The 20,525-nt window shown below is 67.5% G+C and carries 20 protein-coding genes; 9 read left to right on the top strand and 11 right to left on the bottom strand.

The genetic code is table 11. The features are described from left to right. Positions 1–2: 2 nt before the first annotated feature. The 3 genes from ACFWO8_RS30195 (at position 3) to ACFWO8_RS30185 (ending at position 4,045) form a co-directional block, all read left to right on the top strand. Positions 3–1,163 carry an acetyl-CoA C-acetyltransferase gene (locus tag ACFWO8_RS30195; protein WP_378970971.1) on the top strand — a complete coding sequence of 387 codons (1,161 nt, stop codon included), beginning with the start codon at positions 3–5 and terminating at the stop codon, positions 1,161–1,163. A 287-nt stretch (positions 1,164–1,450) separates the two neighbouring features. After that, positions 1,451–2,035: a hypothetical protein gene (locus ACFWO8_RS30190; RefSeq protein ID WP_378970591.1), complete on the top strand. Its 585-nt coding sequence runs from the start codon at positions 1,451–1,453 to the stop codon at positions 2,033–2,035. 48 nt (positions 2,036–2,083) lie between these two features. Continuing rightward, the gene (locus ACFWO8_RS30185; RefSeq protein ID WP_378970586.1) at positions 2,084–4,045 is read left to right on the top strand and encodes a molybdopterin-dependent oxidoreductase; all 1,962 of its coding nucleotides are present in this window, start codon (positions 2,084–2,086) and stop codon (positions 4,043–4,045) included. A 129-nt stretch (positions 4,046–4,174) separates the two neighbouring features. Here the strand turns inward: ACFWO8_RS30185 and ACFWO8_RS30180 are convergent, their stop codons facing one another. The 4 genes from ACFWO8_RS30180 to ACFWO8_RS30165 are packed head-to-tail and all read right to left on the bottom strand — an operon-like array spanning position 4,175 to position 7,672. After that, positions 4,175–5,260, bottom strand: a complete 1,086-nt coding sequence (locus ACFWO8_RS30180; RefSeq protein ID WP_378970581.1) for an NAD(P)H-dependent flavin oxidoreductase — start codon at positions 5,258–5,260, stop codon at positions 4,175–4,177. Continuing rightward, positions 5,257–6,024, bottom strand: coding sequence for a CoA-transferase subunit beta (locus ACFWO8_RS30175; RefSeq protein ID WP_378970572.1), 768 nt, complete (start codon positions 6,022–6,024; stop codon positions 5,257–5,259). Before ACFWO8_RS30175 ends, ACFWO8_RS30180 begins: the two co-directional genes overlap by 4 nt. After that, entirely contained in the window at positions 6,021–6,911 is an 891-nt protein-coding gene (locus tag ACFWO8_RS30170) for a CoA transferase subunit A (protein ID WP_378970966.1), read from the bottom strand. The genes ACFWO8_RS30175 and ACFWO8_RS30170 overlap by 4 nt, the downstream gene beginning before the upstream one ends. Further along, positions 6,908–7,672 carry an enoyl-CoA hydratase family protein gene (locus ACFWO8_RS30165; protein ID WP_378913807.1) on the bottom strand — a complete coding sequence of 255 codons (765 nt, stop codon included), beginning with the start codon at positions 7,670–7,672 and terminating at the stop codon, positions 6,908–6,910. Before ACFWO8_RS30165 ends, ACFWO8_RS30170 begins: the two co-directional genes overlap by 4 nt. A 70-nt stretch (positions 7,673–7,742) precedes the next feature. On the opposite strand from ACFWO8_RS30165, the gene ACFWO8_RS30160 reads away from it, so the two are divergent. The 5 genes from ACFWO8_RS30160 (at position 7,743) to ACFWO8_RS30140 (ending at position 12,465) form a co-directional block, all read left to right on the top strand. Beyond that, entirely contained in the window at positions 7,743–8,522 is a 780-nt protein-coding gene (locus tag ACFWO8_RS30160; protein ID WP_378970555.1) for an SDR family oxidoreductase, read from the top strand. 53 nt (positions 8,523–8,575) lie between these two features. Continuing rightward, complete coding sequence (locus tag ACFWO8_RS30155) at positions 8,576–9,487, top strand: SDR family oxidoreductase (protein ID WP_378970548.1); 912 nt, start codon at positions 8,576–8,578, stop codon at positions 9,485–9,487. Between the two features lie 202 nt (positions 9,488–9,689). Beyond that, entirely contained in the window at positions 9,690–10,907 is a 1,218-nt protein-coding gene (locus ACFWO8_RS30150) for a hypothetical protein (RefSeq protein WP_378970541.1), read from the top strand. Between the two features lie 11 nt (positions 10,908–10,918). Next, a complete protein-coding gene (locus ACFWO8_RS30145; RefSeq protein ID WP_378970537.1) occupies positions 10,919–11,434 on the top strand; it encodes an ImmA/IrrE family metallo-endopeptidase in 516 nt (171 codons plus the stop codon). Further along, on the top strand, positions 11,431–12,465 hold the full coding sequence (locus ACFWO8_RS30140) for a hypothetical protein (RefSeq protein WP_378970524.1): 1,035 nt from the start codon (positions 11,431–11,433) through the stop codon (positions 12,463–12,465). Before ACFWO8_RS30145 ends, ACFWO8_RS30140 begins: the two co-directional genes overlap by 4 nt. Positions 12,466–12,602: 137 nt before the next feature. Here ACFWO8_RS30140 and ACFWO8_RS30135 read toward each other — a convergent pair whose 3' ends face one another. Continuing rightward, on the bottom strand, positions 12,603–13,019 hold the full coding sequence (locus ACFWO8_RS30135) for a helix-turn-helix domain-containing protein (RefSeq protein ID WP_019044759.1): 417 nt from the start codon (positions 13,017–13,019) through the stop codon (positions 12,603–12,605). A 365-nt stretch (positions 13,020–13,384) separates the two neighbouring features. Further along, positions 13,385–14,548 (bottom strand): steroid 3-ketoacyl-CoA thiolase, encoded by a 1,164-nt coding sequence (locus ACFWO8_RS30130; RefSeq protein WP_378970517.1) that lies wholly within the window; start codon positions 14,546–14,548, stop codon positions 13,385–13,387. Positions 14,549–14,713: 165 nt separating this feature from the next. Here ACFWO8_RS30130 and ACFWO8_RS30125 point away from each other — a divergent pair, with 165 nt between their 5' ends. Then, positions 14,714–15,973: a cytochrome P450 gene (locus ACFWO8_RS30125; protein ID WP_378970961.1), complete on the top strand. Its 1,260-nt coding sequence runs from the start codon at positions 14,714–14,716 to the stop codon at positions 15,971–15,973. Positions 15,974–16,033: 60 nt separating this feature from the next. Here ACFWO8_RS30125 and ACFWO8_RS30120 read toward each other — a convergent pair whose 3' ends face one another. Genes ACFWO8_RS30120 through ACFWO8_RS30100 form a run of 5 tightly spaced genes read right to left on the bottom strand, consistent with a single transcriptional unit; the run spans position 16,034 to position 20,510 of the window. Then, the gene (locus ACFWO8_RS30120) at positions 16,034–16,453 is read right to left on the bottom strand and encodes a nuclear transport factor 2 family protein (RefSeq protein WP_378970510.1); all 420 of its coding nucleotides are present in this window, start codon (positions 16,451–16,453) and stop codon (positions 16,034–16,036) included. Next, positions 16,450–17,340: a TIGR03619 family F420-dependent LLM class oxidoreductase gene (locus ACFWO8_RS30115; protein WP_378970507.1), complete on the bottom strand. Its 891-nt coding sequence runs from the start codon at positions 17,338–17,340 to the stop codon at positions 16,450–16,452. Before ACFWO8_RS30115 ends, ACFWO8_RS30120 begins: the two co-directional genes overlap by 4 nt. Continuing rightward, positions 17,337–18,506 carry a thiolase domain-containing protein gene (locus ACFWO8_RS30110; RefSeq protein ID WP_378970501.1) on the bottom strand — a complete coding sequence of 390 codons (1,170 nt, stop codon included), beginning with the start codon at positions 18,504–18,506 and terminating at the stop codon, positions 17,337–17,339. The genes ACFWO8_RS30115 and ACFWO8_RS30110 overlap by 4 nt, the downstream gene beginning before the upstream one ends. Next, positions 18,503–19,498 carry a thiolase domain-containing protein gene (locus ACFWO8_RS30105; protein WP_378970949.1) on the bottom strand — a complete coding sequence of 332 codons (996 nt, stop codon included), beginning with the start codon at positions 19,496–19,498 and terminating at the stop codon, positions 18,503–18,505. Before ACFWO8_RS30105 ends, ACFWO8_RS30110 begins: the two co-directional genes overlap by 4 nt. A gap of 46 nt (positions 19,499–19,544) precedes the next feature. Then, positions 19,545–20,510 carry a Zn-ribbon domain-containing OB-fold protein gene (locus ACFWO8_RS30100; protein ID WP_378970496.1) on the bottom strand — a complete coding sequence of 322 codons (966 nt, stop codon included), beginning with the start codon at positions 20,508–20,510 and terminating at the stop codon, positions 19,545–19,547. Positions 20,511–20,525 lie beyond the last annotated feature (15 nt).

Raw genomic sequence — 20,525 nt, 5'->3', positions numbered from 1 at the left:
CGTTGCGGGAGGCCTATGTGATCGACGCGGTGCGTACCGCGGTCGGCAAGCGCAATGGCGCGCTGGCCGGCGTGCATCCGGCCGACCTCGGTGCCGCCGCCCTGCGCGGGCTCATCGAGCGCACCGGGATCGACCCGGCCGTCGTCGACGACGTGATCGTCGGCTGCGTCGACAATGTCGGTCCGCAGGCAGGCAATATCGGCCGCACCATGTGGCTCACCGCGGGATACCCCGAAGAGGTTCCCGGCGTCACCGTCGACCGGCAGTGTGGTTCCAGCCAGCAGGCGGTGAACTTCGGCGCGCAGGCCATCATGAGCGGCACCGCCGAGGTGATCGTCGCGGCGGGCGTGCAGAACATGAGCGCCATCCCGATCTCGGCCGCCATGCTCGCGGGCAAGGAATACGGCTTCGACTCCCCGTTCGTCGGCGCCACCGGCTGGGACGAGCGCTACGGCACCGGCGAGGTCTCGCAGTTCCGCGGCGCCGAGCTGATCGCCGAGAAGTGGGGCATCACCCGCGAGGACATGGAGCAGTGGGCGCTGCGCAGCCACGAACGCGCCCGCGCGGCCATCGCCGAAGGCCGTTTCGAGTCCGAGATCGTGCCGGTCGGCGACTTCAAGGTCGACCAGGGCCCGCGCGAGACCAGCCTCGAGAAGATGGCGACCCTGCAACCGCTCGGCGAGGGCAGCCCGCTCACCGCCGCTGTCGCCAGCCAGATCTCCGACGGCGCCAGCGCGACGCTGCTCGCCTCCGAATGGGCGGTCAAGGAGTACGGCCTCACCCCGCGCGCCCGCATCCACCACGTCAGCGCGCGCGGCGCGGACCCGATCTTCATGCTCAGCGCGCCGATTCCGGCGACCCAGTGGGCGCTCGAGAAGACCGGGCTCACCATCGACGACATCGACGTCATCGAGATCAACGAGGCCTTCGCTCCCGTGGTGCTGGCCTGGATCAAGGAGATCGGCGCCGATCCGGCGAAGGTGAATGTCAACGGTGGCGCGATCGCGCTCGGCCATCCGCTGGGCGCGACCGGCGCCAAGCTGTTCGCCACGCTGCTCAACGAGCTCGAGCGGATCAACGGCCGCTACGGCCTGCTCACCATCTGTGAGGGTGGTGGCACCGCGAACGTGACCATCATCGAGCGTCTCGGCGCAGCGGAGTAACGCGAAGCGGAGCAGCTGACGGCCCGGTGCTGGAGTGTCCAGCACCGGGCCGTCGCGTGTATACGGCGGTTTCCGGGGCTTGCCAGCAATCGATCTGTCATAAAGACTGCAGGGTTGCTAATCCTTGTGCTGGCTAACATGTTGGCGCAGTGGGTAAGCCATGTGTTGAAGTGGTGCCGGATGGGTGTCACTCGCGAAACAGGGAACAGGAATTCCGAATGGGTCACCCACACCAACCCAACCCGTATCAAGGTCGGCCAGGCCAGCCGTATCCGCAGGGTCAGCCGATGCCGGGTCAGCCGTACCAGCAGGGTCAGCCGATGCCAGGTCAGCCGTACCAGCAAGGCCAGCCGATGCCGTATCCGCAGGGCCAGCCGCAGTACGGCGCGCAGGGTGGTTACGGCCAGCCGCCCCGCCCGTCCGGCGGCAACGGCGGCAAGATCGCACTCATCGTCGGCGGCGCGGCTGTGCTGATCGCCGCCGCGGTCGGCGCGTTCTTTATGTTCAGTGATGGCGGTTCGGTCATCGGTGGCGGCTACGACACTCCGCGCGCGGCGGCACAGGCGTGGGTCGACCAGAAGGGTGGTGACATGGACGATTTGGTGTGTGCCGCCGATCGGGACGAGATCGCGAAGTACAAGAACGCCGCCACGCCGACCGGGGCACCCTCGGACACCGGGCTCCCGAAGACGACAACGACCTTGAAGAGCGTTGATGTCTCTTCCGGTAGCAGTTCCGGGACGTTCACCACGGCGATGAGCATGACGATTCTCGGCAAGAAGACCACCTCGACCGCGACCTACAAACTGGTCGACGAAGACGGTGGCTGGAAGGTGTGCGGAATTCTCAACCCGGTCATCAAGACGGAGTGAGATGGCGGGTCGGCCTTCGGGCCGACCCATCCGGCCTACGATGGCCAGGTGAAGGTGCTCGGTGCATGCCCCCTCGACTGCCCCGACGCGTGCTCGTGGGTGGTGACCGTCGAGGACGGGGTCGCCACCGGGCTGCGGGGCAACAAGGAACATCCGGTCACGCGCGGTGCGCTGTGCGTGAAGGTGAACCGCTATCTCGAGCAGGTCGGTGCGCCGGATCGGCTCAGGTATCCGATGCGCCGGGTCGGGCCGAAGGGGTCGGGGCAGTTCGAGCGGATCAGCTGGGACACCGCGCTCGACGAGATCGCCACGCGGGTCACCGGCATCATCGACGAATTCGGTGGTGAGGCGGTCTGGCCGTTCCACGGCACCGGCAGTCTCGGCTATCTCCAAGGGCTGGAAGGCTTTCCGGGGCGCAGGATGTTCAACCTGCTCGGCGCGTCGCACCACGCGCCGACCATCTGCTCGGTCGCCGGCGGCACCGGCCTGAGCTACACCCTCGGCACCTCCGGCGGCATGGACCCCGAGGACTTCGCGAAGTCGAAGCTGATCCTGCTGTGGGGTACCAATCCGCTCAGTTCCGGCCACCACCTGTGGAAGTTCATCCAGGACAGCGGCGCCTACCTGGTCTCCATCGACCCCGTGCGCACCAAGACCGCCGAGCGCTGCGACGAACACCTCACCCCGCTGCCGGGCACCGATGCGGCGCTGGCGCTCGGGCTGCTGCACGTGGTGGTCTCGCTGGGCGCCCAGGACACCGAGTTCATCGCCGAGCACACCGAGGGCTGGCCCGAATTCCGGGACCGTATCGAGGAATTCACGCCGGAACGGGTCGCCGCGATCACGGGGTTGCGGCAGGAGCAGATCGTCGCGCTCGGTGAGCGGATCGCTCGCACCAGGCCGACTGCCATCCGCGCGTCGCAAGGTATGCAACGGCACGCGGGCGGTGGCATGGCGCTGCGAGTGCTCGGCTGCCTGCCCGGCGTCACCGGCGACTGGGCGATACCCGGTGGGGGACTGCACTATTCGACGAGCGGGCACTTCCGTCTCGACGATGCCGCACTGCGTCGCGACGACCTGCTGCCGCGACCGGTCCGCACCCTCTCGATGACCAGGCTCGGTGAAGCCCTGCTCGAAACCGACGATCCGCCGGTCAAGGCGCTGTTCGTGATCGGGGCCAACCCGGTCGGTTCGAATCCCGATCAGCGTCGCGTGATCGAGGGCCTGTCCCGCGAAGACCTGTTCACCGTGGTCCTCGAGCACTTCGGGACCGACACCGTCGACTACGCCGACATCGTGCTGCCCGCCACGATGCAGCCCGAACACCTCGACGTGATCGCCGGTTACGGGCACCTCTATCTGATCTGGAACGAACCGGCCGTCGAACCGCCCGGCGAATGCCTGTCCACCACCGAGACTTTCCGTCGGCTCTCGCAGCGGTTCGGCCTCACCGAGCCCGCGCTCTACGACTCCGACGAAGAGCTGGCCAGGCAGCTACTGAAAGGCCACGACCTCGAACGCTTGCGCGCCGACGGGTTCCTGAAGGTGCAGGCAGGCCCGGTTCCCGCGGGCAAACTCCAGTTCGTTTCCGCCAGAGCGGAACTGGCCGGACACGACCCTCTACCGTCCTACACCCCACCGGCCGACCCCGGCGACGGCTTGGTGTTGATCTCCGCCGCCTCGCACTACTTCCTGAACACCAGCTTCGGCTCCAACCCCGAATTGCGGCGCCGGGCCGGCGGAGCCGACATCACACTGCATCCCGACGACGCCGCCGCCCGCGGAATCGCCGACGGCGCCGCGGTGGTCGTGTCCAACGCCCGCGGTTCCTTCGAGGCCGTCGCCGAGGTATCGGACCGGGTGCGCCCCGGCGTCGCGGGCACGACCAAGGGGCGCTGGGCCAAGTTCACCGGCGGTGCCACCGTGAATGCCACCATCGCCGAGCGAGATTCGGACTACGGCGGCGGCGCGGTCTTCCATGACAACCGGGTCACCGTCACACCGCGATGACCTGCGGATAAAACGAAAAGCGCCGGACCCGGCGCGACGTGTCGGCGTCGCACCTGGTCCGGCGCTCCGGTCACCCAGCGAGCTCGACGGTGCTCCAGTCCGTCGAGTCGGGGGTGAGTCCGGTTGGTGTCAGCGAGCTTCGGCAGCGGGCTCGGTGGTCAACGCGCTGATGGCTTCGATCCGGGCGACCGCGTCGGTGACGATCTGGTCGATCAGCTCGGCAACGGTCGGCAGGCTGTCGATGATGCCGGTGACCTGGCCCGCGGGCAGCACGCCCGCGTCGGTGCGACCCTCGACGAGACCGGCCTTGGTCAGCATGGCCGAGTTGGCCTTCATCACCACCTGCGACCAGCTCATGTCGTTGGTCTTGCGCATGATGAGACCGTCGCGCATCAGCGTCGACCACTTCATGCCGGTCATGCTCTTGAACTTCGCCGCGTTGCCCACCGCGGCGGACAGTCCGCGCCAGCCGCCGGAGTGCTCGAGCTTGTCGACCAATTCGGTGTTCAGCATCCGGTGCGGCATGCCGTCGACCTTCACCGACACGACGGTGTCCCCGAGGCCGCGCGCCAAGTACTCCTGCTTCACGGCCTCGGGGACGGTGCTTTCCTGGGTGAGCAGGAAGCGGGTGCCCATCGCGACACCGGCCGCGCCGTAGGACAGTGCGGCGACCAGGCCTCGACCGTCGAAGAAGCCGCCCGCCGCGATCACCGGGATGTCGACCGCGTCGAGCACCGACGGCAGCAGCAGCGTGGTGGCGACCGGACCGGTGTGCCCACCGCCCTCGCCGCCCTGCACGATCACCGCGTCGGCGCCCCAGGACGCCACCTTGACCGCGTGCTTGGCCGCGCCGATCGACGGAACCACTACGACGCCTGCGTCTTTGAGCTTGGCGATGAGGTCCTTCTTCGGCGCGAGCGCGAAGGAGGCGACCTTGACGTGCTCGCGAATGAGCAGGTCGATGCGCTCAGTGGCATCGGTGGCGTCGGCGCGGATGTTCACGCCGAAGGGCTTGTCGGTGAGCGACTTGGTCTTGGCGACCGCCGCCTCCAGCTCCTCGAAAGTCATTGTCGCCGAGGCGAGAATGCCGAGTCCGCCCGCGTTGGCGGTGGCCGCGACCAGCCGAGGACCGGCGACCCAGCCCATGCCGGTCTGCACGACCGGGTGCTCGATGCCGACCAGTTCGGTCAGCGGAGTCCGCAAACGCGCGCTCACGCCGCCACTTCCTTCTCCCGGAAACCCTTGGGATCGAGCACGGTCCGGATGATCCGCAACTCTTCGTCGGTGGGCAGCCTGGTCTCGCCCGCTTCGCCCAATTCGGCGATCTCGAAGGAGGTGTTCTCGGCGACCTCGTCGGCGCTCACACCCGGGTGCAGCGACAGCGCGCGCAGGGTGTGGTCGGGGCCGTTGAAGTCGAACACGCCCAGGTTGGTCACCACGCGGTGCAGGTGGTGGAAGCGGTACGCCGGATTCTCGGGATCGATGCGGTCGTAGCCGATTCCGGAGATGATGTCGACCTTGTCGACGAACACCCGGTTGTTGTGCCGTGGCACGAAGTAGCTGGTCGCGTGGTTGATGGTGTTGCCGGGCGCGCCACGCACACCGAACATCTGCCGCGACGGCTGCTGGAGCGGGCCGAAGGCCGACAGGTTCTGGTTGCCGAACCGGTCGATCTGGTTGGCGCCCATCACCACGTGGCGACGACCCGAGGCGACCACATCGAAGACCCGGGAGAACGGAATCCAGCCCTCCACAGGTGCTTTCGCGCCGATCGCCGGTACCTCGGCGAAGAACAGCGCCTCACCGTCGGACAGCAGGAGATCGGGCTCGAAGGTGAGCCGGGCCAGCCGCGCGCCGATGGTGGTGATCGTCGACATGGGGCTCGCCATGATCTCGCCCGCCCCACGGAAGATCTCCGCCGCCGCGATGACACAGACCTCGGCGCGGGTGACGGTTCCGCTCTGCACTGCGGCGTTCATAGCTTCTGCTCCTCGGCGAAAGTGGCGACGGCGGACTGGTATTCGTCCTCGGAGACGTCGAGATAGCGAGCCTTGAACTCGGCCCACGACTCCGGCGTCTTCGCGGCGGCCACATAGTGCTTCTGAAACTTCTCGTCGCGCCCGTAGCCGCCCGCGAAGGTGAAGTGCGCGCCGCCCGGCGACTCGACCACGCCGTCGACCAGCATGCGGTTGAGGATGATCGCCTGTTGCGGAACGGCTTTCACCAGCTCCTCGGTTTCGACGATGCGATCCACCGAGACGTAGCGGCGCTCCGCGGCCAGGCAGTACAGATCGTCGAAATACGGATCGACGCCCGTGTATGCCGCATTGCCGTGCTTGTCGGCCAGATCAAGATGCACGAACGACGCGTCGAGGTTGAGCGCGGGCATCGCGACCAGTGTTTCGATGCGGCCGTCGGCGGCGGGGTACGGCGACGGGATGGTCTTCAGCTCGCCCTCCCAGAAGTCGAGCACCGCCGACCCGAGCCCGGCCCGAATCGGCAGGAACGGCAGCCGCGCCGCGGCCGCTTGCAGCCCGCACTTCACCATCCCCTCGTCCATCTCGCGCACGGTGATCGCGCCCTCGGTGCGCGCCTTCGCGAACCACGGGTCGTAGAACGGCGCCGAATCCAGCGACACGAAACCGTAGTACGCCTTGCGGACCTTGCCCGCCGAGCACAGCAGGCCCAGATCCGGACCGCCGTAGGTGACCACGGTCAGATCGGTGACATCGGAGCGCAGCAGCGCGCGCACCAGCGCCATCGGCTTGCGTCGCGAACCCCAGCCACCGATCCCGATGGTCATGCCGCTGCGCAGCTCACCGACCACCTCGTCGAGGGTCATTCTCTTGTCGCGCATGGCTTTCAGCTCTCCTTCTTCTGCGCGGCGAGATCGTCGTCGAAGCGCGCTCTGATCTCGTCGGCGACACCGGCGAGGTTGAGCTCCATCGTGAAGCCCTGTTCGTAGCGGTAGGACCGATGCACGTCCTGCACGTCGATGCCGTTGAGCGCGCGCTTGGCGGCACGGATCACGCGGCCGTCCTTGTTCGCGATGTTCTTCGCGACCTCCATCGCGGCGGCGTCGAGTTCGGCGCGCGGCACCACCTTGTACACCGAACCGAAGTGGTGCAGCTGCTGGGCGGTGAGCTTGCCCGCGGTGTAGAACATGGTGCGCATCAGGTGCTGTGGCACCAGCCGCGCCAGGTGCGTGGCGGCGCCGAGCGCGCCACGGTCCACTTCGGGCAGCCCGAAGGTGGCGTCGTCGGAGGCGACGATGACGTCGGAATTACCGACCAGGCCGATGCCGCCGCCGAGGCAGAAGCCGTTCACGGCGGTGACCACGGGCACCTCGCAGTCGTAGACCGCGGCGAAGGCCTCGAAGCAGCCGTGGTTGGCGCGGATCAGCGCGGTATGGCCGACGTCGGCGTTCATCTCCTTGATGTCGACGCCCGCGTTGAACCCGCGGCCTTCCGCGCGCAGCACGACCACCCGGGTCTCCTGGTTGCGGCCCGCTGCCCTGACGGCTTCGGCCAGTGCGAACCAGCCGTCCGAGGGTAGGGCGTTGACCGGCGGGTAGTCGACTGTGACGACCTCTACCCCGTCGGCTTCGGTGTGACGGTTAATCCCCATCGCGATGTCTCCTCGTGCACGCCTCGGCGAACCCGAGACAAAGCAAGCAATTGCTTGGTAGGTTAACACGGTGGCTGTAGAAATCGACCTTTCCGAGCAGATCGTTCTGGTGACAGGTGGTGTGCGCGGCGTCGGCGCCGGTGTCAGCCGGGCCTTCCTCGCCGCGGGCGCGACCGTGCTGACCTGCGCGCGCAGACCGGCCGACGAGCCGATAACGGTGGCCGATCGCAGCACCGAACACCTCACCTGCGATGTGCGCGATGTCGACGCGGTGGCGGCGATGTTCGCCGAGATCGTCTCCAGACACGGCCGGATCGACCATGTGGTGAACAACGCCGGTGGCGCGCCGTTCGCGATGGCCGACGCCGCGAGCCCTAAATTCCACGCCAAGATCGTGGAGCTGAATCTGCTCGCGCCCCTGCTGATCTCCCAGCAGGCCAACGCGTTGATGCAGAAGCAGGACGCGGGCGGCTCGATCGTGATGATCACCAGTGTGAGCGGGCACCGGCCCTCGCCGGGCACCGCCGCCTACGGCGCGGCCAAGGCGGGCCTGGACAACCTCGCGTCGTCGCTGGCCGTCGAATGGGCCCCGAAAGTCCGGCTCAACTCCGTCGTCGTCGGCCCGGTGGAAACCGAACTCAGCCACCTGCACTACGGCGACGCCGACGGAGTGGCCGCGGTAGCGAAAACCGTCCCGCTCGGCCGCCTCGCCAGCCCATCCGACGTCGGTAACGCCGCTCTCTTCCTGTCCTCACCCCTGGCCGCGCATATCAGCGGCGCGACCTTGCTCGTCCACGGCGGCGGCGAACGCCCGGCCTTCCTCGACGCCGCCAACGCGAACAACCAGTGACCTTCCCGCCCGACCCCGCGGCGCCAGCTGCCGATAACCACAGGAGTTTTGAGATGGACAACCAGTTGATCTGCGCCGGACGCACGGTGATCGTGACCGGCGCCGGCCGGGGGATCGGCCGCGCGCACGCGCTCGCCTTCGCCGCCGCGGGTGCCCGCGTGGTGGTCAACGATGTCGGCACGGCGCTCGATGGTGCCGCCACGACCGAGACCCCCGCGCAGCAGGTTGTCGACGAGATCGTCGCGGCCGGTGGCGAGGCCGTCGCCAACTACGACGATGTCGCCGATTGGGAAGGCGCTCGCCGCCTGATCCGGCAGGCCGTCGAGACCTTCGGCGGGCTCGATGTGCTGGTCAACAATGCCGGTTTCGTGCGCGACCGCATGCTGGTCAACCTCGGCGAGGACGAGTGGGACGCCGTGGTCCGCGTGCATCTCAAGGGCCACTTCGCCACCATGCGGCACGCGGCCGAGTACTGGCGGTCCGAGTCGAAGGCGGGCCGCCCGGTGGACGCCCGAGTGATCAACACCAGCTCCGGTGCCGGTCTGCAGGGCAGCGTCGGCCAGGGCAATTACGGTGCGGCCAAGGCGGGTATCGCCGGTCTCACGCTGACCGCGTCGGCCGAGTTCGGGCGCTACGGCGTCACTGTGAACGCCATCGCGCCCGCCGCCCGCACCCGGATGACCGAGACGGTCTTCGCCGACACGATGGCAGCCCCCGGCGCGGGCTTCGACGCGATGGCGCCGGAGAACATCTCGCCGCTGGTCGTGTGGCTCGGCAGCACCGAATCCGCCGGGGTGACCGGTCGGATGTTCGAGGTAGAGGGCGGAAAGGTCGCGCTGGCGCAGGGCTGGCTGCATGGCGCTCCGGTCGATCGTGGCGCCCGCTGGAACCCCGCCGAGCTGGGTCCGGTCGTCAAGGAACTGATCGAGAAGAGCACCCCGCCGGAGCCGGTTTACGGTGCATAGCTAACTCTCCGGGCGCAGGCTGGGGAAACCGCCCCGGCCTGCGCTTTTTCCATGTCACAGACGTTCAGGGGGCTGGACGACTCTAGTGCTCTTCTGCGGGCCCAGCGCGGCGGGTTTACTATGGGCTACTGTTCGTCGATCCCGGAATGTGTCGCGACCGGGGGTAATTCTGCGCTGAAAAACTAAGGGGATGATCTAGCGCATGGCCATTGGTCGCATGTTGCGCGTGTTTGCCGCTGCGAGTGTGCTGGCCGGCTGTGCGCTATTAGGGCCGGCCGTCGCTATGGCCGCCCCGGAGAAACCATCCACACCTGCCGCGCAGGCACCCGGCAGCGGAAGCAGCGGGCAGGGCAACGGAAGTGGTGGTCAGAGCACCCCGGCCCCCGAGATGGGTGAGCTGAGCCTGCCCGGTCAGGGCAATGGTCAAAGCCAGAACCAGGAGACCGGCCCGGGTAACCCGCAGTCGGGTGCCGCGGTCGCCGACGAAAGCGAATGGACCCCGCTCACCATCCCCGGCCAATCGGGCGATGACGTCGCTAGGAAGGAAGTCGCCGGCCCCCTCTCCGGTTCAGCCGCCGCCGGCTCTGCCGCGGCAGGCGCGGGCTCGGCAGCCGCCGGCGTGGTCCTCGGTACGGGCTCGGCCGGCCTCGGCGTGCTGCTCGGCACCGGATCGGCCGGTCTGGGCGTAGTCCTCGGCACCGGCTCCGCGGGCGCGGCCGCCATCCTCGGCACCGGTTCGGCCGGCGCGGCTGCGGTTCTCGGCACCGGTTCGGCGGGTGCCGCCGCGGTTCTCGGCACGGGTTCGGCGGGTGCCGCGGCGGTTCTCGGTACCGGCTCGGCAGCGGTCGGTTCGGCCGCGACGGGCACCGGTTCGGCCGCGCTCGGCGCGGGCTCGGCGGTGCTCGGAACAGGTTCTGCCGCAGTCGGTTCCGCCGCCACCGGTTCCGCGGCGGTAGGTTCCGCCGGCGCGGGTTCGGCCGCAGTGGGTTCGGCCGCGGTCGGTTCGGCGGCAGTGGGTTCGGCCTCGCCGCTGCTGTTGCTCCTGATCCCGATCCCCTCGCCCCCGGCCGTACCGGCCCTGCCGTCGATCGCGATCCCGCCCGCGCCCGCGATCCCCGGTCTTCCGAATATCGCTGTGGCAGTTCCTGTTCCGGCAGCAGCACCGCCCGCGGTCGAGGCCCCGGCCGCACCACCGCCCGCCGCGGCCGCACCGGCACCGGCGGCCAAGCCGAACCACGAGGTCAAGCCGACCAGTGACAACAGTGGCCTGCCCGAACCCGAACTCCTGTCGGTGATCGGCGGCCTGATCGCGCTGACGCTGGCCGGAACCGGTTCGGGCGCAGTGAGTTTCCAAGGTGCCGCGGCAGCCCAAGCGCGGGTGAACGCGGCGCGTGCCGAGTTCTTCGGACCGAGGTCGTGAGGGGATCTTCGATGAGTAAGAGCACGACCCAGAGCACATCCCGGTCCTATCGCCGCGTCGCCGCCGCCGTCGACGCGGTGTGCGCGGTGGCCGCCGACTTCGACGCCACCAGTCTCGACGAGGTTGTCTACGCCATCTCGCTGGAGCGCAATCGCGAAATCGAGATCACCAGTGCGAATCTCGGCCCCGGCGTCTGCGGTCAGCGCCGGTTCTACCCCGAACGCGACATCATCGTGCTCGCCGACGCCCTACCGAGTCGCGATCACACCCTCGCGCACGAGCTCGGCCACATCGTCTTCGACCACGAGGGCGCGCCCGCGGTGGAGACGACCCTGGAAGTCAGCGACGACCTGATCGCCTACATGCTCAGCCAGCGCGCCCACGCGCAGATCGTCGACGACGGCTCCGACGATCTCGCCGAATGGGAGGCCGAGACCTTCGCGGCCATGCTCATGACTCGACTGCGCGTATTCAGCAACCGGGGCGCAGGCGTCTCGGTCCTTCGATTCGATGAGGCACTCGGATGACACTCTGGTTGACAGCCCTGCTGGTCTGGGTTGCCGCGGGTGCGCGAGTGGGTCGCGTGCTGGTGAAGCCCGCGACGACCGCCCGCGTGGCCATCGTCGTCGCGGTCGCCGCCGTGGCACTCGCGGTCACCGTCGCCATTCCCGAGATGGCTGTTGCCATCGACAATCTGATGAAGGGCGGCGTGCACAGCGGCTGGCTGTCCACCGGCCTCGTCATCTCCGCCTGGATCCTGTTCACCACAGCCACTTCGGTGGTGGCCTCGGCCGCGTGGCCGGTGGTCTCGCGGCGCAACCTGCGCCAGGTCGCGATGGTCGTGTACGGCATCGGCGCGGCGGCGATCGCGATCACCCTGGCTTGGTCGTTCACCTTCGGCTGGATCGTGGTCGCGCTCGGCGCGGTGTTCATCGTGACCACCGGTCTGCGCAACCTGGACTGGACCATCCTCGGTCGCGGCATCGCCATCTACATCACGGGCACCGCGCTGGTGGCGGTGCTCGCCGTGGCCAATGTGGGCCGCGCCTTCCAGCACGCCGCGCCGACGCCGCCCAACGAACCGCTGTGGGGATGGGTCGCATGGGAGATCGCCGCGCTGCTGATCGCGCTGGGCGCGGTGTCGATCGTGATCGAGCTGTGGTGGCGGGCCAAGGTCCTGCTGCGCCGGATCCAGCCACTGCACAAGTTGATGGTGGGGCGCTTCCCCGAGGTGGTCGCGCCCGAACAGAACGCCACCTCGGCGCAGCTGAAGGCTTCCGATCACATGGCTCAGGTGATGGACGCGCTGTATCTGCTCTCGGGCAGCGGCATCGTCATCCCGGCGGCCGGTGAGCCGCCGGACTCGGTGCCGCAGCGGGCCGCGGTGGTGGCCGAGTGGGCGCGAAATCCGTTGGGGGACTTGTTCGTCGACGCGCGCTGGATCGCGCCGCCGCCCGGACTGAGCCCGCGGGGCTGGGTGCTCGCGCTCGCGAATCAGTACGAGAACGCGGTGACGGCCGCGAAGACGGCACCGCAGAACGCCGCTACCTCGAGCTGACCGGCGACGGTCACCACGCAGAAAACGGGCCTGAGCTGGTGGTTTCCACCGTCTCAGGCCCGTTGTCTGCGTATCCGATGTTTTACGGCCGTACCCAGGACACCATCAGGTGCGTCAGGCCGGCCGATGCGTGGATCCTATTCCGTTCCGTCCGGAGGAATTTCGGGCAAGCCTTCGCTGGCCCGCAGCTTCTCCGCCATCGAGGTGAGTAGATTCTGTGATTCTTCGGACAGGTCGAATGCCCTACTCGACAGTCGACGAAGTCCGTAACCCTGCAGCTGCGCGAGCAGCTCCAGGTCGTGATCGATCTTGGCCGCGTAGATATCGTTGAAGAAGTAGTCAGGCTTGACCTTGAAGAACTTCGCCAGGGCGGCCACCGTCTCATCGGACGGATTCGTTCGTTGTCCCGACCGCAACTGCGAGAGATACGGCTTCGAGATCGGATGCCCGGAGGCAGTCAGCGCAGCCGCAACCTCTGCGTTGGTGTGCGGCTTGCGCCCCGGGGGATGCACGGTTTCGAACAGCTTGTTCAGCCGCGCCGCGAAATCAGCCATTGTGAGCCGCCCAATTCCCTTCACTGTACTAACAGTCGTTATCTCGGATACGTATCATTGATATTAGCGGCTCAGTAACTGAAAACCTACGCCTGATTGGGGATTTCTCTACGATTTCCGACGCTCACCTGCGTGCAGGGGCGGCGGTGGCCGCGTTTGCGGGTCACGCCAACGACTCTTGTGGAGCGCGAGGGTACCCGGGTTCGTGCCCGTCGCAGGGTTCTTCCGCTCAGACCCTAAGGTAGCCCGAAGATAGCTGACATCTCATCATCCCCCTGCCCCCCGTGATTTTGTGGCGTACGACACGTTCCGGGCGCCCTGGGATGAATCTTCAACCTAGGCGCCCGGTTTCGGTGTGGTCCAGTCTACAGGCGTTCGATGATGGTGCCGGTCGCGAGTGCGCCGCCGGCGCACATCAGCACCATGGCAGTGCCCTGACCTGTGCGTTCGAGTTCGTGTAGCGCGGTTGTGATCAAACGGGAGCCGGTAGAACCGACGGGATGCCCGATTGCGATCGCACCGCCGTTGACATTTACACGTTCCATGTCAGGTTGATGTACGGCAGCCCACGAAAGTGCGACCGACGCGAATGCTTCGTTGATCTCGAATAGATCGATATCGCCAATCGTCATTCCGGAGCGCTCGAGCAGTCGGGTGCACGCCTGTACCGGACCGTCGAGATGGAACTCCGGTTCGGAGCCGACGAGTACCTGGGTGTGAATCCGGGCGCGCGGGCGCAAACCCTTTCGGCGCGCGACGGTTTCGTCCATCAGCAGCACCGCGGCGGCGCCGTCGGAGATCTGCGACGAGGTGCCCGCGGTGTGGATGCCGTCGGCGACGACCGGTTTCAGCGCGGCCAGTCCTTCGATGGTGGTCGCGCGCAGACCCTGGTCGCGGCGGACCTCCAGCTTCTCCCCGGTGACCGCGCCCTCGCTGTCGAGTACCGGCGCCGAGACCGGAAGCACCTCGCGGTCGTAGCGGCCCTCGGCCCACGCCTTGGCGGCCAATTGCTGTGAGCGCAAGCCGAATTCGTCGATATCGGACCGGGTGATCCCGCGCCTGCGGGCGATGCGCTCGGCGGCACCGAACTGATCGGGCAGGTCGATCGACCACGACGCGGGCCGTCGGGTGCCCGCCTCGGTGCCGACATTGGCACCGAGCGGCACCCGGCTCATCGCCTCGACGCCGCACGCGACGCCGACGTCGATCGCGCCGGTGGCGATGAGGCCCGCGATGAGGTGGTTGGCCTGCTGGGCCGAACCGCACTGGGCGTCGATCGTGGTCGCGCCGGTCTGCCATGGCAGACCCGCGTGCAGCCAGGCGACGCGGGTGACGTTGTTGGACTGCTCGCCCGCCTGGGTGACGCAGCCGCCGATCACCTGCTCGACCTCGGCCGGGTCGAGTCCCGCCCGGTCGAGTAGTCCGCGCTGGGCCAGGCCGAGCAGTTCGGCGGCGTGCAAGCCCGCAAGCTGCCCTCGGCGCTTGCCGATCGGGGTACGCACGGCTTCGACGATCACGGGTGTGCCCATCTGAATCTCCCTCATAACTGCAACAGGTTCTGATCTTGAGTTCAGGGTAAAACCGCGTGGTTCTTCCGTCGCGGCAACCCCTATGCTTGAATGATTGTAGAACGTGTTTCAGTTTGTCGAAGGAGACATCTGGTGGTAAATCCGAGCACCGAACACGCCGGCCCCGTGACGGGTGCCCGGCTGAACCTTCCGGACGGGTTCGACGTTACCGACCCCGACATCTACGCCGAGCGTGTTCCGGTGGAGGAGTTCGCCGAATTGCGGCGGTCGGCCCCGATCTGGTGGAACGAGCAGCCGCCCGAGACTGGCGGGTTCCACGACGACGGCTTCTGGGTGGTGAGCAAGCACGCCGACGTCAAAGAGGTGTCGCGCCGCAGCGATGTGTTCTCCACCTTCGAAAACACCGCTATCCCGCGGTTCAACGACGACATCCAGCGCGAGCAGATCGAACTGCAGCGCTTCGTCCTGCTGAACAAGGACGCGCCCGAGCACACGAAGCTGCGCAAGCTCATCTCCAAGGGCTTCACACCCCGCGCGGTCAACGGCCTGCGGGCTGAGCTGTCGGCCCGTGCTGCCGACATCGTGCGACGGGCGGCCGAGTCCGGCTCCGGGGACTTCGTCACCCAGGTGGCCGTCGAGCTGCCGCTGCAGGCGATCGCCGAACTGATCGGCGTGCCGCAGGAAGACCGGATGAAGGTCTTCGAATGGTCCAACAGCATGACCGGCTACGACGATCCCGACAACGTCGATATCGATCCGGTGGCCGCGTCGGTGGGGTTGCTCGGCTACTCCTACCAGATGGCGGAGGCCAGAAAGGCGTGTCCGGCCGATGATCTGGTAACCACACTGGTCGAGGCCGACGTCGACGGTGAGTCGCTGACCCCCGAGGAATTCGGCTTCTTCGTCATCCTGCTCGCGGTCGCGGGCAACGAGACCACCCGCAACGCGATCAGCCACGGGATGATGGCGTTCATGGAGAACCCCGACCAGTGGGAGCTGTACAAGAAGGAGCGTCCGGCCACCGCAGTGGACGAGATTATCCGCTGGGCGAGCCCGATCACCTCCTTCCAGCGCACCGCGCTCGAGGACACCGAGCTGGCTGGGGTGCAGATCAAGAAGGGGCAGCGGCTGGTGATGCTGTACGCTTCGGCGAACTTCGATGAAGAGGTTTTCGAGCAGGCGGACAAGTTCGACATCACCCGCAAGGACAATCAGCACCTGTCCTTCGGTGGCACCGGCGCCCACTTCTGTGTCGGGGCCAATCTGGCTCGGCTCGAGATCGATCTGATCTTCAACGCGATCGCCGACCATCTGCCCGATATCACGCGAATCGGTGATGCCAAGCGCCTGCGCTCGGGTTGGCTCAATGGGATCAAGGAGCTGCCGGTCGATTACCAGACCGCCGGTTGCCCTGTCGCGCACTGAGTCGCTGACAACGAGAACAGCCCGGGACCGAATGGTCCCGGGCTGTTCTCGCGTTTACCGCTATACGGGGCGCGTGGTAGAGACCGCGCGGTCCACTTCCCAGAAGGCGCGCAAGGCGGCGATCTTTCCCTCGGCGTCGACCTTGTAGGTGAACACACCCTCGGCGTCGATGATGTGGCCGGCCATGGTGGTGCGGATCAGGCCGGTGAAGGCGATTTCATTGCCGCAGGCGAAGGAGTCCTCGAAGCGGAATTCGATCGATTCGGTGAGTGCGATGGCCTTGTCCCAGAAGCCGCCGATGGCCTCGTGGCCGCGGTGGCCCACGCCTTCGGGATCGAAACCCGAAGGGCCGACGGGATCTTCGACGATGCCGTCCTCGGCAAACAGGGCCACCCAGGCGGCGCGGTCCTTGGCCCGGACCGCGGCCTGGGATGCCAGGCCCGCGGCGCGGGCGGAGTTCTCGACTGCGATGTCGGTCATGGCGCTACCTTCGCGATGATGGGGTCGGTGATGTACTTCTCGGCGAAGCGGCGCAGGGAGTCCTGCTTGGCCGCCAGCTCGCCGTCGAACCCGATACCGTCGGCCAGCCAGGGCACCACGATGGTGTCGGTGGCGCCCGCGTCGGCCAGATCCTGATAGCCGTCGCGACCGAACTTGTCGATGCAGACGGTCTGGATCTCGAACGGCTCCTCGGACCGGCCGTATTCCGCGCGGAGGTCGCGCAGCGTACCGATGGTGGTGACGAGGTCGTCGAACTTCATCATCGCCGAGGTCCAGCCGTCACCGATGCGGGCGGCCCGGCGCAACGCCGGCCCGGTGTGCCCACCGATGTAGAACGGCACCCGCTCGCTCGGCGCCGGACTCATCTGCAGCTGGTCGAAATCGAAGAAGTCGCCGTGGAATTCGACCATGCCGCCGTCGAGGACGAGCCGGATGACCTCGATCATCTCATCGACCCGTGCGCCACGGCGGGCGTAGGGAACCCCGCACCATTCGAATTCCTCAGGTGCCCAGCCGATGCCGAGGCCCAGGCCGAACCGGTTGCCCGACATATTGGCGATCGAGCCGACCTGGCGGGCCAGCAGCAGCGGATTGCGCGAGCCGAGCTTGAGGACGTTGGTGTAGAACCGCAGCTTCGTGGTCACCGCGGCCATCGTCGCGGCGGCGATCAGCGGGTCGACCCACGGCGTTTCCGGACCCCAGAAGCGGCTCCCGTCGGGGGTGTAGGGGTAGTCGGCGGCCTGCGACTTCATGTAGAACAGCGAGTCTGGCAGCCCGATGGAGGTGAACCCGCATTCTTCGGCCGTCTTGGCCAGCTCGGTGAGCTGTTCCAGTGGGCTCAATGCGATACCGAGAGTGAATTTCATGCCGGACGCTCGCTTCCTACTACCCACATCGAAAAGTATTGGGACCCGCCGCCGTACGCGTGACCGAGCGCCTTGCGCGCGTTCGGCACCTGGTAGGCGCCCGCCCGGCCCATCACCTGCTTGGCGGCTTCAGCGAAGCGGATCAGGCCTGAGGCGCCGATCGGGTTGGACGAGAGAACGCCACCCGATGGGTTCACCGGGATGCGCCCGCCGATTTCCGTCTCACCCTTGTCGGTGAGTTTCCAGCCATCGCCTTCGGCCGCGAAGCCGAGATTCTCCAGCCACATCGGCTCGAACCAGGAGAACGGCACATAGATCTCGGCGACGTCGATCTCGTCCAGAGGGTCGGTGATCCCGGCCGACTCCCACAGGGCCGCGGCCGCGACCCGGCCCGCCTGCGGATTCACCTGGTCGCGACCGGAGAAGGTGGTCGGCTCGGTGCGCATCGCGGTGCCGTGTACCCAGGCCACCTTCTTGCCCTCGGCTTCGACCACCGCGGCGGCCTCGGCATCGCCGATCACCACAGCGCACGCGCCGTCCGACGACGGGCAGGTCTCGTCGAAACGGATCGGGTCCCACAGCATCTGGGAGGCCAGCACCGACTCGATGGTGATGTCGGGCTGATGCAGGTGCGCGAGCGGGTTCTTCGCGCCGTTGCGCCGATCCTTCACCGCCACCATCGCGCCGATGTGCAGTGGCGCGTTCGAGCGACGGATGTAGGAGCGCACGTGTGGAGCGAAATAGCCGCCCGCGCCCGCGCCGACCGGCATGGTGAACGGCACCGGAATCGACAACGCCCACATGGCATTCGACTCCGACTGCTTCTCCCAGGCGACGGCCAGGACACGCTTGTGCACCCCGCCCTGCACCAGGTTGGCGGCGACGACGCCGGTCGAGCCGCCGACCGAGCCCGCGGTGTGCACGCGGATCAACGGCTTGCCCGCCGCGCCGAGCGCCTCGGCCATGTACAGCTCGGGCATCATGACGCCCTCGAAGTAGTCGGGGGCCTTGCCGACGACGACAGCGTCGATGTCGGCGATGGTCAGACCCGCGTCATCGAGTGCGCGATCGATGGCCTCACGGCACATGCCCGCCATGGACACGTCTGTACGTTTTGTCACGTGATGGGTTTGGCCGGTGCCGAGCACCGCTGCGGGGAAGCTCACTTGACCTCCATGACGGCGACCAGATTCTGTTGCAGCGCAGGGCCGCTGGTCGCATGAGCGAGGGTCCGGTTCGCGGTGCCGGACATGATGGCTTGGGCGGCGCTGCCGATTCGTTCGAGACCCGCCGCGAACATCGGGTTGGCGGCCAGGGCGCCACCGGAGGGGTTGATGCGGGTGTCCGCGGACAGCCCGATCGCTTCCGCGAGGATCAACTGCTGGTGACTGAACGGCGCGTGCAGCTCGGCGACGTCGAAGCTGGTATTGCCGCCGGTCGCCACCGCGGCCGCCTTGGTGGTGGAGGGGGAGCGCGTCAGGTCGCGACTGCCCAGTGCCTGGGCGTCGATGTTGTGCGCGATTCCGGTGATCCACGCGGGTCGCTCGCAGAGCTCCCGCGCGCGATCGCCGACCGCGAGCACGATCGCGGCCGCACCGTCGGTGATCGGCGCGATGTCGTGGGCGCGCAGTGGGTCGGCCACATAGGGTGCGCCGAGGTCACCGCCCGCGACCGCCGCCATGTCCTGCTCGGTCCACCGGCCGGAATCCAGACCGGCACGCGCCTGCAAACCCGCGATCGAGACCGCGTCGGGCCACAGCGGCCCGACCAGATAGGGGTCGAGCTGCATGGTCAGCACCTGACGCAGCGTGCCTGCCGACGACTTGCCGAAGCCGTACACGAGTGCGGTCTGCGCCTGTCCGGAACGCAGCTTCACCCACGCTTCGTAGAGGGCCCATGCGGCGTCCATCTCCACGTGCGATTCGTTGATCGGTGGGACGGCGCCGATCGCATCGATCGCCGAGATGAACGAGAACGCGCGTCCGGCCAGGAAATCGGAGGACCCCGAGCACCAGAAGTCGATATCGGACTTGGTGATGCCGAGCTCGGCGTAGAGCTGCTGGAAGCACGGCACGAGCATCTCGACGCCGTTGGTGGTGCCGTGGGTTTCGGGTACGTGTGGTGCGTGGGCGAAGCCCACCACCGCGATCTCGGGCAGGCTCGCGTCGCTGCCGGAGGATGCTGATGTGGTCAACGTCGCCTCTCTAGAGGTGGTGCTGGTAGGACTCGTAGGGAGCGTCTGGCTCCCCGGTGGGCTGGAAGTGGTCGATATTGGCCATGGTGTGGCCCCACTCCTCGCGGGGCTTCCACACCGCCTCGACCTGCATGCCCATGCGCACCTCGTCGGCCGCGCAGCCGAGGATCAGGTGCAGGAACGGGATGTCGGCGCCGTCGAGCAGGATGTAGGCGGCCACATACGGCGGCTTGATCCGCTGGCCGAGGAACGGCACGTTGACGATGCAGAAGGTGGTCACCGTGCCCTTGGCGGGCAGCTCGACCAGGTCGTCGGTGGGTCTGCCGTCGGTCGGGTTGGCGCCGCGCGGCGGGAAGTACACTCGCCCGCCTGCTTCGGAACGGCCGCCGATGAGCTTGCCCTCGGCCAGCCCGCGCAGGTAGACGCTCTCCTGGGGGGAGGCGGTGTGCTTGTAGTCGAGCTCGACGGGTGTGGTCAGCATGGTGACCGGTTCTTCTTCGGAAGGGTTCGCGGTGCTGGTGTTCTCGCCGGGTTCGAAGCAGGCGATGTCCTGGATGCGGCCGGTGCGCTCGTCTGCCCAGCGGGCACTGACCCGCATTCCGGTGCTGAGTCGGCCGGGTTCGGTCACGTCGAGCGCGTGCAGCAGGGCGGTGTCGGCACCGTCGAGCTGGATCAGCGCCCAGGCGAACGGGCGATCGAACGGCTGGCCGGGTAGCGGCTCCGACACCCAGGTCCAGGACTTGACGGTGCCGGTCGCGGCGACCTCGACGAGCTCGTCCAGCGCCTCGCTGGTGAGCGGATCGTATTCTGGTGGCGGCACGAGCACACGGCCGTCACTGCCGCGAGCGCCGAGTATTCGGCCCTCGCGCAGTCCGGTCAGAAACGCACCGATGATGGGTCCGACGGACCTGGTGTAGTCGAATCGCACCCTGAGGGGTGCACTCAATACTTCCACTGCGGTATTCCCCTGGGTCACGATATCGAGTAGAAC

This window comes from Nocardia sp. NPDC058480 (assembly GCF_042720495.1).
In the GTDB taxonomy this organism is placed as follows: domain Bacteria; phylum Actinomycetota; class Actinomycetes; order Mycobacteriales; family Mycobacteriaceae; genus Nocardia.
This window is presented reverse-complemented; position numbering and strand designations above follow the sequence as displayed.

Bases quoted from the DNA above. Each gene is read 5' to 3' on its own strand.
- ACFWO8_RS30190 (WP_378970591.1), top strand. From the start codon at position 1,451: ATGCCGGGTCAGCCGTACCAGCAGGGTCAGCCGATGCCAGGTCAGCCG.
- ACFWO8_RS30175 (WP_378970572.1), bottom strand. From the start codon at position 6,024: ATGAACGCCGCAGTGCAGAGCGGAACCGTCACCCGCGCCGAGGTCTGT.
- ACFWO8_RS30165 (WP_378913807.1), bottom strand. From the start codon at position 7,672: ATGGGGATTAACCGTCACACCGAAGCCGACGGGGTAGAGGTCGTCACA.
- ACFWO8_RS30155 (WP_378970548.1), top strand. From the start codon at position 8,576: ATGGACAACCAGTTGATCTGCGCCGGACGCACGGTGATCGTGACCGGC.
- ACFWO8_RS30150 (WP_378970541.1), top strand. From the start codon at position 9,690: ATGGCCATTGGTCGCATGTTGCGCGTGTTTGCCGCTGCGAGTGTGCTG.
- ACFWO8_RS30145 (WP_378970537.1), top strand. From the start codon at position 10,919: ATGAGTAAGAGCACGACCCAGAGCACATCCCGGTCCTATCGCCGCGTC.
- ACFWO8_RS30140 (WP_378970524.1), top strand. From the start codon at position 11,431: ATGACACTCTGGTTGACAGCCCTGCTGGTCTGGGTTGCCGCGGGTGCG.
- ACFWO8_RS30135 (WP_019044759.1), bottom strand. From the start codon at position 13,019: ATGGCTGATTTCGCGGCGCGGCTGAACAAGCTGTTCGAAACCGTGCAT.
- ACFWO8_RS30130 (WP_378970517.1), bottom strand. From the start codon at position 14,548: ATGGGCACACCCGTGATCGTCGAAGCCGTGCGTACCCCGATCGGCAAG.
- ACFWO8_RS30120 (WP_378970510.1), bottom strand. From the start codon at position 16,453: ATGACCGACATCGCAGTCGAGAACTCCGCCCGCGCCGCGGGCCTGGCA.
- ACFWO8_RS30115 (WP_378970507.1), bottom strand. From the start codon at position 17,340: ATGAAATTCACTCTCGGTATCGCATTGAGCCCACTGGAACAGCTCACC.